At 66.8% G+C, this 12,846-nt stretch carries 9 protein-coding genes and 1 pseudogene; 1 reads left to right on the top strand and 9 read right to left on the bottom strand.

The window, feature by feature from the left end; all coding sequences use genetic code 11:
* The first annotated feature begins 606 nt into the window (after positions 1-606).
* Positions 607-3,177, top strand: a complete 2,571-nt coding sequence (locus tag ACIPRS_RS12015) for a TonB-dependent receptor plug domain-containing protein (RefSeq protein WP_446538709.1) — start codon at positions 607-609, stop codon at positions 3,175-3,177.
* An 87-nt stretch (positions 3,178-3,264) separates the two neighbouring features.
* Here ACIPRS_RS12015 and ACIPRS_RS12020 read toward each other — a convergent pair.
* The 9 genes and pseudogenes from ACIPRS_RS12020 to ACIPRS_RS12060 all read right to left on the bottom strand — a co-directional run.
* Positions 3,265-4,077, bottom strand: a pseudogene (locus ACIPRS_RS12020) (TIGR03915 family putative DNA repair protein); the annotation flags it as partial.
* Positions 4,078-4,086: 9 nt separating this feature from the next.
* Entirely contained in the window at positions 4,087-5,337 is a 1,251-nt protein-coding gene (locus ACIPRS_RS12025; protein WP_446538710.1) for a putative DNA modification/repair radical SAM protein, read from the bottom strand.
* 220 nt (positions 5,338-5,557) lie between these two features.
* Positions 5,558-6,340: a hypothetical protein gene (locus ACIPRS_RS12030; RefSeq protein ID WP_446538711.1), complete on the bottom strand. Its 783-nt coding sequence runs from the start codon at positions 6,338-6,340 to the stop codon at positions 5,558-5,560.
* A 263-nt stretch (positions 6,341-6,603) separates the two neighbouring features.
* Positions 6,604-6,933 carry a DUF3325 domain-containing protein gene (locus ACIPRS_RS12035; protein WP_446538712.1) on the bottom strand — a complete coding sequence of 110 codons (330 nt, stop codon included), beginning with the start codon at positions 6,931-6,933 and terminating at the stop codon, positions 6,604-6,606.
* The gene (locus ACIPRS_RS12040) at positions 6,926-8,593 is read right to left on the bottom strand and encodes a PepSY-associated TM helix domain-containing protein (RefSeq protein WP_446538713.1); all 1,668 of its coding nucleotides are present in this window, start codon (positions 8,591-8,593) and stop codon (positions 6,926-6,928) included. The genes ACIPRS_RS12035 and ACIPRS_RS12040 overlap by 8 nt, the downstream gene beginning before the upstream one ends.
* A 10-nt stretch (positions 8,594-8,603) precedes the next feature.
* On the bottom strand, positions 8,604-8,915 hold the full coding sequence (locus ACIPRS_RS12045; protein WP_446538714.1) for an iron uptake protein: 312 nt from the start codon (positions 8,913-8,915) through the stop codon (positions 8,604-8,606).
* Between the two features lie 37 nt (positions 8,916-8,952).
* The gene (locus ACIPRS_RS12050) at positions 8,953-11,160 is read right to left on the bottom strand and encodes a TonB-dependent siderophore receptor (protein ID WP_446538715.1); all 2,208 of its coding nucleotides are present in this window, start codon (positions 11,158-11,160) and stop codon (positions 8,953-8,955) included.
* A gap of 263 nt (positions 11,161-11,423) precedes the next feature.
* A complete protein-coding gene (locus tag ACIPRS_RS12055; RefSeq protein WP_446538716.1) occupies positions 11,424-12,098 on the bottom strand; it encodes a ChrR family anti-sigma-E factor in 675 nt (224 codons plus the stop codon).
* A complete protein-coding gene (locus ACIPRS_RS12060; protein WP_446538717.1) occupies positions 12,095-12,721 on the bottom strand; it encodes a sigma-70 family RNA polymerase sigma factor in 627 nt (208 codons plus the stop codon). The genes ACIPRS_RS12055 and ACIPRS_RS12060 overlap by 4 nt, the downstream gene beginning before the upstream one ends.
* Positions 12,722-12,846 lie beyond the last annotated feature (125 nt).

Consider the following 12,846-nt stretch of genomic DNA (forward strand, 5'->3'; position numbering starts at 1 on the left):
CTGCGCTGGGCGAAGCGAACATTCCGCAAGCCAGCCTTGAGCCCCGCTCAACATGCGACGCCGTCGATCCGCGCCGGCACGCGTCGCGATTCCTGCGGCCTGAAGTCGACGGCCCCCACTCGATGATGTCCATGCAGACCCGGGCGAACCCGCATGGTGCGAAGGCTCGATCGCGAGTGCACGCATGCGGTGCATCTCGCGTCCCTGGCGGACTTCGACGTTTTCCACGCGCACGTATACGCATGCGCGCGGCGTCGCTGCACAACACTGGCGCAACGCGCACCGTTCGCGTGCATGGGACTGCGTGAAAAGCGTGCGAAGAGTGCAAAAAACGGAACGATGATTACTTTCGTTGTGCACCGCGCCATCGTGTGATCCATGCCTCGTTTCGAGCTGTTTGCTGCCGCCTAAGGTGCAGGCGGTAGCACGGCGATGACAGCAATGTGTAACGCCCACTACCCGGAGTGCGGGCGGTATCCGCGTGGCCGCTGACGGCACTCGCGCAAGAACAACTTCGACACCACACAGCACATTCAAGGGGCGCACCGCATGGGCAACAGAGAGAAGCCGCACGTACGTGTTTCGAGCACGCCATTGGCATCCGCAGTGAAATGGGCCCTCGCCGCCGCCACCCTGGTCGGCAGCAGCACCGCCGTCGCGCAGACGACGGAACCTTCACCCGCACCGGCGGCGACGCCGCCGGCAGAGGAGGCCACCACGCTCGACACCGTCTCGGTGCTGGGCAGTCGCGGCCAGCCGCGCACCGTCTCCTCCTCCGCCGTGCCGATCGACATCATCAGTGCCGAGGAGTTCCGCAACCAGGGTGCCACCGATGCGCTCGACCAGCTGCGCGTGCTGGTGCCTTCATTCAATGTCAGCACCATCCCGATCGATGACGCCGCCAGCCTGATCCGTCCCGCCAACCTGCGTGGCCTGCCGCCGGACAACACGCTGGTGCTGGTCAACGGCAAGCGCTTCCATCGCTCCGCCGTGATCACCTTCCTGGGCCATGGCTTGTCCGATGGCTCGCAAGGCCCCGACCTCTCGGTGTTTCCGTCGCTGGCGCTGGAGCAGGTGGAAGTGCTGCGCGACGGCGCGGCCGCGCAATACGGCTCGGACGCCATCGCGGGCGTCGTGAACTTCGGGTTGAAGAAGATCAGCGAAGGCGGGGCTTTCGAAGCCTTCGCCGGCCAATACTACGAAGGCGATGGCTTCACCACCCAATACTCCGCGCAGATCGGCCTGCCGCTGACCGAGCGCGGCTACGCCACGCTGACCGCCGAATGGCGCCAGGCCGATGACACGTCGCGCAGCGTGCAGCGCGACGACGCCGCAGCGGCGATCGCGGCCGGCTATCCCGGCGTGCCGGTGCCGGCACAGATCTGGGGCTCGCCGAAGGTGGACGACGACCTCAAGTTCGTCGCCAACCTCGGCATCACCGGCGACAGCGTCGATGTCTACCTGTTCGGAAATTACGCGCAACGCGAGGTCGATGGCGGCTTCTACTTCCGTGACCCCACCGCGCGCTCCGGCGTGTACTCCAACGACGGGGGCGAGACCCTGCTGATCGGCGACACCACCGGTGCTGGCGGCTGCCCGACCATCGCCCTGCGCGACGCGAACGGCAACCTCATCCCGTACAGCACGGTCAGCACCGCAGTGGCCGCATTGCCGGCCAACTGCTTCACCTTCCTGTCCACGTTGCCCGGGGGCTTCACGCCGCGCTTCGGCGGCAGCCTGGAAGACATGTCCGTGGTCGGCGGCGTCAAGGGCACCTGGGGCAGCGCATGGCACTGGGATGTCAGTGCGACCTACGGCCGCAACGATATCGACTTCGTCATCTACAACACGGTCAACGCGTCGCTCGGCGCAGCGCAGCCCGCGGGCCTGCGCTTCAGTCCCGGCGGCAATACCCAGACCGAGAAGGGCGTGAACTTCGACGTCGGCCGCGACATCGAGACCTCGTTCACCGCCGAAGCCCTGCGCCTGTCCGCAGGTGCGGAATGGCGCGAGGAGAGTTTCGAGGTGAAGGCCGGTGACGATGCATCCACCGGCATCGGCCCGTTGACCGAACAGGGTTTCGCACTGGGCTCGAACGGCTTCAACGGCTTCAGCCCGCGCACCGCCGGCGAATGGGATCGGCGCAACTGGGCGGTCTACCTGGACCTGGAGGCGCAGTTCACCGAACAGTTGCTGCTGGCCGCCGCCGTGCGCCACGAGGATTTCGACGACTTCGGCAGCACCACCAACGGCAAGCTGACCGCGCGCTTCGACGTGTCCGACACCTTCGCCCTGCGCGGCGCGTACAACACCGGCTTCCGTGCGCCCACCCCCGGCCAGGCCAACATCAGCCAGATCAGTACCGCGTTCAACGGCAGCGTGCTGGAGGACATCGCCACGCTGCCACCGACCAATCCCATCGCCATCCTGAAGGGCGCACGGGCGTTGACGCCGGAAGAGTCCAAGAACCTCTCGCTGGGCATGGTGTGGAGCAGCGGCGACTGGCTGGTCACCCTGGACGGCTACCGCATCGAGGTGGAAGACCGCATCGCCCTGAGCACCAGCTTCGCGCTGACGCCCGAGGAACGCGATGCGCTGGTGGCCTCCGGCAATCCGGAAGCGGCGTCGCTGAGTTCGGTGACCTACTTCGGCAACGCGTTCGACACCACCACCACCGGCGTGGACCTGGTCACCAGCGTGGAAACGGACCACTTCGGCGGCACGACCACCTACTCGCTCGCCGCCAACTGGAACAAGACCGAGGTGGACCGCTACGACCCCAACTTCATCAACGAAGCCCGCGTCTACAAGATCGAGGAATCGCTGCCGAAGACCAAGGGCTATTTCAGCATCAACCACAAGCGCGAGGTCTTCCACGCGAACCTGCGCCTGGGCTACTACGGCTCCTGGTACGAGGATCACCTGGACAGCGGCGCCATCAGCATCGACGACGGCGGCCTGCCGATCTACGAGGACAGCAAGGTGATCGTGGATGCCGAAGTGGGCTGGACGTTCCCCTCCGGCCTGTACGTCAACGTCGGTGCGCAGAACCTGTTCGACGAAACCCCGGACGACAACCCGTGGGGTGCGTCCGTGGCGGGCGCGGCCTATCCCGTGCACTCGCCCTACGGCTTCAACGGCGGTTTCTACTACGCACGCGTGGGCTGGAAGTTCTGACCGCGCGCACCGGTGCCCCGCACGGGGCACCGGTGGCGTGCCGCGCCAGGTGCGGCCGCGTGCCCGCGGTGCGCGCCTTCATTCGGACGGCGTCGCCCGGCCGGGAATGCGGCGGCGCGGTGCCTGTGCCTCGCGCTCGTCCATCTCGCGCACACGCCGGCCAGCCTCGCGGACAAGATCCGGCAGCAGGTGGGTCTCTGGCAGGTGTTTCCAGTATTTCTGCGGCATTTCCTGTCGCATCATCCGCGTGTTGAGGCGTGCGGGATTGAAGATGTTGGCGTAGTAGATGCGCCACAGCGCATCCTCCGCATCGTCTGCCGGCGCATCGGATCGTTGCGCGCCCTCGCCCGCCCACAGCTGCGCGCCATCCCATTGCACGCTGCGATACGGCGTGAGGATGGCCCAGCGCATGCCGGCGAAGCGGCGCATGAAGAACGGTGCGACGCGATCGACGATGAAATGGTCCGGCTCGAACCAGGCGAGATAGTGGTTGTCCTCGCCGTCGACCTGGCGGAAGCGCACGAACGCCTTCATCTTGTGCGTGTCGCGCCGTACCGCCTGTGCCCAGCGCGTCGCGCGGTGCACGTCGGCGTCGGTGGCGCGGTCGAGCAGCGCGCGCTCACCGTTGCCGATGCGCCACAGCAGGCGGTACAGCAGCGCGTGCCGGCCGGCATCGCGATGGCACAGCACCGAGGCGGCGAACGCCATGAAGTCCGCCGGCACCGACAATCCCATCCGCTGCACCGGCTGGTCCATCACGGCTGCACTCCCCAGCAGTTCGCCCTGCGCATCGGCCTGCCATTCCACAGCGTCCGGTGGCAGCGCCGCTTCCCACGCATGCCGTGCCTGCACGCGCCAGGCGTCCATATTCCACGCAGGCGTCACCGTGGCACGGAACATTCCCGCGACTCAGCCGAAAAGATCGGCCTGGCGCGGTGCGGGCGCCAGTTCGCGTCGCAGGCGCGCCGGATCGTCCAGGCGCTGGCGCGGGTGGTGGTCCAGCAGCACCACGAAGGGCAGCACCTTCTGCAACGGCGCGCGCAACCGTGCCAGGTCCGCGACGCGCAGCCGGCCCTGCCGGCGCGAATCGACGATGCGCTGCACGTTGCGTGCACCCAGGCCGGGCACGCGCAGCAGCATCTCGCGCGGTGCGGCGTTGAGGTCGACCGGGAACCGGTCCGGATGCCGCAATGCCCACGCCAGCTTGGGGTCGACATCCAGGTCCAGCATGCCGCCCTGCGTGCCGGTGTCGCCGACGATCTCCTGCACGTCGAAACCGTAGAACCGCAGCAGCCAGTCCGCCTGGTACAGGCGGTGCTCGCGGAGCAGTGGCGGCGCGCGCAGCGGCAGCTGCACGGAGGCATCGGGAATGGGGCTGAAGGCGGAGTAGTACACGCGACGCATGCGGAACCGGTTGTACAGGGCATCGCTGGCGACCAGGATCGCGCGGTCATCCGCGGCGTCGGCGCCCACGATCATCTGGGTACTCTGCCCGGCCGGCGCGAACTTCGGCGGACGCCTGCGCCTGGGTTGCGCTTCCTGCTTCGTCGGCCTGGCAGCCAGGATGCGCGTGTGCAGTTCGCCCATCGCATCGCGGATGCCCTGCGCCTGCTTCTGTGGCGCCAACTGCTTCAAGCCCTCTTCCGTCGGCAACTCAACGTTGATGCTGAGCCGGTCCGCGTAGCGGCCGGCGGCGGCGAGCAGTTCCGGCGACGCTTCCGGGACGGTCTTCAGGTGGATGTAACCGGCGAAGCGATGTTCTTCGCGCAGACTGCGCGCCACTTCCACCAGTTGCTCCATGGTGTAGTCGCCGTTGCGGATGATGCCGCTGGAGAGGAACAGGCCTTCGATGTAGTTGCGCTTGTAGAACTCCAGTGTCAACCGCACCACCTCGGCCGTGGCGAAGCGCGCACGTGGCACGTTGCTGGAGACGCGGTTGACGCAATAGGCGCAGTCGTAGATGCAGAAGTTGGTCAGCAGGATCTTCAGCAACGACACGCAGCGCCCGTCCGGCGTGTATGAATGGCAGATCCCCATGCCCTCGGCGCTGCCGATGCCACCGTTGCCCAGCGAGTGACGCTTGCCTGCACCGCTGGAGGCACACGACGCGTCGTACTTCGCCGCGTCGGCCAGGATCGCGAGCTTGTCCTTCAGTTGCATGGCGTCATGGTATCCGGCGCACGCTCATGCGATGAGACGATGCGGCGCATCGGCGCACGCAATCGCGGCCCCGCCCCCACCCTGCGGACAGCGCCATGCGCTGCCCGCCCTGAATGAGGGCGATGGCCTTGGACATGACGGGCATGCGAGCGCGGGCACATGCGTAGCGACGGTTCTGGTCTCCGGCCTCGCCAGGAGACCGGAAACCTCGGAACGCCCGTCAGAAGTCGAAGCGTGCGGCGATGGAGAGCGGCACCGATACACGCTTGCCGGTATCGTTGATCGAACCCAGGTCCAGACCGCCGATGGCGCTGTCATCGCCTTCCAGATCGGCGACGTAGCGCACGCCCGCCTGCGCGGTGATGCTGAAGGTCTCGTTGACCGGAATCAGCACGCCGATATCCACACCGGCGCTGGCCGCCCACTTCTTTTCGGTGAAGGGCGCGTTCTCGATGGTGATGGCCGCATCAGGGATGTCGAACGTGGCACGGATGTCGTCGGTCTGCGTGGCGCCCAGGCGGCCGGCGACGAACGGGCGCGTGTAGCCCGGTTGCATGAAGTAGTACCGGTATCCGGCTTCGACCGTCAGCGCCTTGTAGTCGCTGAAGGTCCCGTAGACCGGCAGTTCGGTATTGAGCGCCGGCACGAAGGCTCCGCCCACGCGCACGGTGCCCGGATCGGTGTCGGTGCGCCGCAACTGGCCGAAGATCTCCGCCCGATCGCTCAGTCCATACGAGAATTCGAGACCGTACGTCATCGCCTGGTCGTAGATGTCTTCATGCGTGCGCGGCTGGATGCGCAACTCCGCACCGATCCCGGCCAGATCCGGATTGAGCGGCCCGAGGTCGGGCACCGGCGCCACCGCGCCATCATGCACATCGCCACTGACGGGCGTATCCGCACCACCAAACAACGACATCGAGAACTTGCCCTGCTCGGGGCCGGACGCGAACGCGGGAGTGGAAACAGCGAGCAACACCAAGCCAGCCAACCTTGTGTTCATGACGGTATCCAGGATGAAGGGTGGGATGCCGTGGCGTGATGCACACGACGCCTCCCTTACGCGTATACGCGCGGGTTGGATTCACTTCTTGATGCGGCGAGGTTTCAATGGGGTTTTCTTCACCCACCCTGCACGCGCGTGAACGGGTGACGCATCGCCTGTTCGTCCTGCGCGCAACGACTGCAGGCACTGCCGCGTTTCGTCACCACGGGATGGGATGGATGCAATCCGTTGACAGGTGGAATGTGCGGTGCCGAGCGACGCTAGTGGACAGCGCGCACCCACGGCGCGAGGACGCGCAACCAGTGCGCACGCCAGGTGAGCACGAACGCGGTGGTGAGCGCGCCCGCCGCGAGGCTCATCACCCACACCAGCACCGCCATGGAAGCGTGGTCGACCACCAGACACAGGGCCAGCGCGACGACCAGGCCGGCGGCACCCAGCAGGCGCAACAAGCCCGGCGTATGACGGGAACATCCGCGCACCCACACCTGCTGCGCGTGGAGCTGCATCGACAGGGCCAGCCAGCCCATGCCGGCGAGGCTGGAGAGCAACGCTGCCAGCAACAGGCATCCCGCCATGAAGTCAGGCATGCGACGCCTCCACACCGGTCACGCGCATCCCGGCGGCAACGGCACGCCGCTTGAGGATGCGCGCCGTGATGCACGCCACCGCGGCGGTCACCAGCAATGACAGGTCAACGCCCGCGACAGGCCAATAGCCCGCGCGCAACGTGGCGAGCAGGTGGTCACCGGTCGTCACCCAGTTCAGCACGACGGCGGCCACTGCCAGCACCGCTATCGCCCCGGATTGCTCGCGCCATGCGGGATTGGCCAGCCCGCGCGCGACCGGTGCGCTGCGCCAGCCGGCATGCAGCAACGCCAGCACCCAGGTTCCCCAGAAGGCATAGCGCTCCCAGTCACCGCGTGCCGGCAGGTCCTCGGGCAGCAGGCGGTTGGCGACCAGTATCCCGAGTGCGGCCAACACCATGCCCGTCACCGTGGTGACGGCCAGGGCATCGACCACCCTCGCGCCCTGGCTGCCACGCTGGGCATGCTGGCGCTTGCGCTTCTCGACGAAGAACACGAACCCGGTCGCGATGCACACCGCACCCGCCAGCCCGCCCAGCACGTAGAACCAGCGCAGCAACCAGTGGCGGAAGTGCTGCAGGTGCAGGCCGGTGAGGAATTCGCTGACGCGGCCCACCGGGGTGGCGGCAGGATCCTCGCGGATCAGTTCGCCGGTCGATGCCTTGTAGTGGATACCATCGCCCACCAGCGCGATGCGGTCGGTACCCGCGCGGTAGACGCTGACGTAGCCATTGGCGTCGCCCACGTGCTGCAGCACCAGGAAGCCGACATCACCCGCCTTGTCCTTCGCCTCCCAGCGGCGTTGCGCATCGGCCACCATCGCGTCGACATTGGCCAAGCCCGCAGGCACGCCCGCGCGCTCATGCGGCAGGCCGGTCTCGCGCGCTTCCACTTCCGCGTGCAGGTCATGCAGTCCGTGCAGCTGCGTGTGGCCGAGCGGGAAGTAGTACGTGGCGGCGAAGATCAGCAGGCCGGTGAACGCGAAGAAGAAATGGAACGGCAGTGCGACGACGCCGGTCAGGTTGTGCAGGTCCAGCACGCTGCGCAGGCGCGCCTTGTCGGGACGGAAGGTGAAGAACTCGCGGAAGATCTTGCGGTGCATCACCACGCCGCTGACCAGCGCGGCCAGCATCACCAGCGCGGAGAAGCCGACGATCCAGATGCCGAGGTTCTTCCAGTCCAGGGTCAGACCGTAGTGCATGGGATAGAAGAAGCCGCTGCCGACCTTGAGCCTGTCGTTGGGCAAGGGCGTGCCGTCGCGCGGATCGAGGGTGCCGTCGGCCCAGATGGTTTCCTCCGGATCCTTCGCATTCGGCACTTCGTACCCCGCGAATACCTGCAGCACCGGGTCGCGGTGGGTGGTGTAGGCGCTCCAGCTGACCACGGTATCGAAGCGGGCCGGCATCTCGCCGTTGACGCGGGAACGCATCGCGTCCACGGCCGCCGGCAGCGGTTGCATGCGCTCGAAGGCCGGACGCAGCACCTTTTCGTACGAAGGCATCGGTTGCGGCTCGAAACGCGTGGACGGGATCGCCCAGCGGTCGATCTCGCGATCGAACACCGACAGCGCGCCGAAGAAGAACGCGGCCATCAGCACGAAACCCAGCACCAGGCCGAACCAGGTGTGCAGCCATGCCATGGCCTGACGGAAGCTCGGGAACATGTCGACCTCCTCAGACCAGCAGCGATTGCACGAACGAGCCCGTGCCCGCCAGCAATGCACCGCCGCCGGCCAGTACCGACCACACCACCCACACCCGGCGCGCCGCGAACGCCCAGAGGAATGCCACCAGGAACGCCAGCACGCCCAGCAGGCTGGCGAGGAACTCGGCGTCGTGGAAATCCATTCCGGCGGCGAACATCAGGCTCGCGCCGGTGGCGACGATGCCCCAGGCGAAGGCATAGCCGCCGAACACGGCGGCGGTGATGCGCGCCGCCAGGTGCAGGCGCGGCGCGTGGGAGGAAGCGGCGATGGTGCGGGACATGGCGATGGCTCGTGTCTCGGTGCGGGGAAGCGGCGGCTCAGAACCGCCAGTTCAGGCTGAGCGTGTAGTTGCGTGGCGCGCCGTAGTAGCCGCTGTAACGCAGCGTGTTGATGTACTTCTCGTCGCCGAGGTTGTTGACGTTGAGCCGCAGCGTGGCGTTGGGCAGGAAGTCCCAGGCGGCGAACGCATTGAGCACCGCATAGCTGTCCTGGCGAACGGTGAAGCCGCTGGATTCCACGTTCGAAATGCTGCTCTGCCAGCGCCCGCCAATGCCGAAGGACAGTGCCGTGTAGGTCGGCAAGCGCGCGCTCAGCAACAGGTTGGCCGTCCGGCGCGGCACCCAGCGATAGGTATCGTCTCCGTCCTGCCCGGTCAGCTTCAGCGCGGTATAGCCGAACACCATGTCGACGTTGTCGCTCAGCTTGCCGGTGGCTTCGAATTCGACGCCCTTGGACTCGACGTCCACGCCTTCGTAGTAGAACTGGCCAAGGTCGTTGTAACCGGCACCGGTTGCCAGGCCATCCTGCTCGGCCCGGAACATGGCCAGCGTGGTCAGCAGGCGCTTGTCCAACCAATCGGCTTTCACACCCAATTCGTAGTTCGACCCCTTGGTCGGATCCAGGTAACGCCCGTCAGCGTCCGACTGGCTCTGCGGCTGGTAGATGTCCGAGTAGCTGACGTAGCCCAATACGTTGGGAGTGAAGTCGAAGGTCAGACCCGCGTAAGGACTGGTCTCGCTCTCGGTCTGATCGAATACCACGCCGTAGTTGACGCCTTCGCGGTGGTACTCGGCATAGTTGAATCCGACCACGGCCTTAAGCCTGTCCGTCAGCGACAGTCGGGTCGCGCCGTAGGCGCGCTTGAGCCGCTCATCCAGCGTGCTGTAGACCGACAAATCGCCCCACACCGGCTCGGGGATCACGTCACCCGCCCACGGAAAGCCGGGCATCTCGATGTAACCGCAAAGCTCGGTGCCGCACATGGCGCCCGCGTACTGGCTGCTGACGCTTTCGCTCTTGGACCAGCTCACGCCAAGCATGACTTCCTGATCGCGCCCGAACATGGGGAAGTGACCATTGAGCGTCGCCGAGCCCAGGTCGGCAGTGAATTTGTCGGCTCCGCCCCACGGATAACCATACAGCCCCAGATTGGTGCCCGGCTCCAGGCCAGTGGCCGCGAAATCAGTGGCGTAGAACAGCTTGTCGTCGTTGCGGATATCGCGATGGTTGTAGGACAGCTTCAGCTGCCAGCCTGCACCCAGCTGGTGGGTGTACTCGATGAAACCGGTCTTGGTGGTCGTGTCCCAGTACGTCCAGTCCTGGGTGGTCGAGGCTCCGCGATCCCATTCGGCCTGCGTGCCGTCGCTGTACATGAAGCCGAGCGCGCCCCACATGTTGCCGTTGGTCTTTCCTTCCTGCCAGGAATACCCCAGCGTCAACGTGCCGTTCTCGCCGATCTGGCCGTCCACTACGCCATAGAGGAAGTCGCGCGTGTCGTCCTTGCCGCGCAGCCAGGAATCACCTTCTTCGTGCGCGGCCACCACCCGTCCGGCCCACGTGCCGTTCTCGGTGAACGGCGTGGAGTAATCAACCTCCGCCCGCGTCGTGCCCCAGGAGCCATAGCTGATGCCGACACTACCCTGCGGTTCGTTGGTGGGGCGCTTGCGCACGTAGTTGATCGTGCCGGCGGCATTGCCCACGCCGGTCAGCAGGCCGTTGGCGCCACGGATGACCTCCAGCTTCTCGTAGCCGAAGGTGTCCTGCGCGCCAGTGACGATGCCCCAGCTGTTGGGCAGACCGACACCATCGATCTGGGTGTTGGCGATGTCGAAGCCGCGCGCGGTGAAGTTGGTACGGTTCGTTTCCCACTCCTCCACCTGGATGCCGGTCGCCATGCGCAACGCTTCGTTGAGGCTGTCGGTGCCGAACTGCGCCATCTGCTCGCTGCTCACCACGCTGATCGACTGCGGCGTCTCTTTGATCGCCAGATCGAGGTTGGTGGCGCCGTTGCTGACGCGGCTGGCGCGCTGACCGACGACCATCACCGCATCGAGGTCGGTTGCTGTCGCGGAGGCATCTGCGGCCGCCTGGACGGCAGGCACCGCGTCCTGCGGCGCGGCGATCGCCGTGCCCGCCGTACAGGCCAGCGCGATGCAGATGGCGGTACGCAGTCGCGTCGCCATGGGGGGGGTGGCAAGGGAACGGCGGGCACGGGAAGACAGCAGGATGGGGGACGTGGAGGGCATGGGGGGTATCGGGAAGGGGAAAGGAAGCAGCGCGGCCGTGACGGGCAACGACATCCCCGCCCGCGACATCGCGCGATGCGGACATTAAATGCGAATGGTTCTTATTTTGCAAGACTGAGGTGTACCGGTTACCGTGCAACATGCACGCAATACCTGCCCGCGAGCACTTGGGCCCGGAACGCATGCCTGCGGGATGTGCCGCGCTTGTGGCGGGCACGCGCATACCCGGCACGCAAGGTGCCGGGCAGGCCAGAGGGCCTCGATCAGAGCTTGAACAGCGGCTGCAGGCGTTGCGCCAGCCAGCCCGGGAAGCGCAGCGGCGCATCCAGCGCGGAAACGCAGATGCAGGCGACGCCAGGCACGGTCACCGGCTGGTGCTCGACGTCGCTGTCCAGGTCGGCCACGTCACCGGGGGCGAAGTGGCCCAGCGCATCGTGGTAGGCGCCGCGCAGGATCTGGGTGAGTTCCGTGCCGCCATGGCTGTGCACGGGCATGCTGCGGCCGGGGCCGATCTTCAGCATCAGCAGCGTGCCTGTCGGCGTACCCGCCGCCCGGATGCAATGCACGCCGGGCGCCATCCAGCGCCACTTCAAGGCACGGTAGGACGTGCCGAAATAGGGATGCAGCGGTGCCGGCAGGCGATCGTCCGCCTCGTACGGCGCGGCGCGCGGCGGCGGCGCCACCGCGACAGGCTCGTCATCGAGGCGACGCAGCATCGCCTCGCGCAGGACGGCCCGGTGTCCTTCGTCCGGGGCGTCCGGCCCGGGCTGCTGGTGTTCGATCAGCTGCCCGCCGATGCACTCGGCCTCCTCCACGCGCGCGCGGCAATGCGCACAGGTTTCCAGATGCGTGGCGGCGACGATCGCCATCTCGACGGTCAGCGCCCCCGCCGCGTAGCTGAGCAGGGTTGAGGGATCGAGATGATGGTGCGGATTCACGAATGACCTCGTACTTGGCCCTGCAGGCGCAGGAACGCGCGCCGCAGGTGCGACTTCACCGTACCCAGCGGCATGTCCAGCTCGTCGGCGATTTCCTGGTGGCTCTTGGCTTCGAAATACGACATCCGCATCAACCTCGCCTGCACCGCCGGCAGTTCCTCGATGCGGCGTTGCAGGTGGACGTGCTCGGCGTAGTCCTCCGCCGACGTGAAGGGCCGGGCCAACTCCTCGTCCGTGCCCTGGCACGCATCCTCCAGCACCTGCACCCAGCCGGGTTCGCGTCGCACGCGGTCGATGTGCAGGTTGCGGCCGATCCGGAACAGCCAGGTGGACACCGCGCCCTGTTGCGGATCGTACATGGCCGCCCGCTGCCACAGGCGCAGCAGTGCCTCCTGCGAGAGCTCTTCCGCCACCGCCTCGGGACTGCCCAGCCCGCGCAGGTACAGGCACAGGCGTGGCATGAAGTGATCGTAGATCCGCATGAAGCTGCCCCGGTCGCGCAAGCGCGCGACCGCGATCATCTCGCGGGTCCAGTCATGCGTATCCCGGGTGGAGGGCGTGGGCGTGGACACCGGCCGTGCCGCCCCGCGGGGCGGCGTAATCCCTGTGAAGTCGGACGGCATGGTATGCCAGGCCCCGTTGCTGGTCGTGATGGGCGTATGTACGGGCGGGACCGCCGTTTGGATGCGGCGTCATCCAGTGTCCGGATGCATCCACCCTGCCCCGCACAGCGTAGGACGAACCGGTC

Source organism: Pseudoxanthomonas sp. LARHCG66 (genome assembly GCF_052871755.1).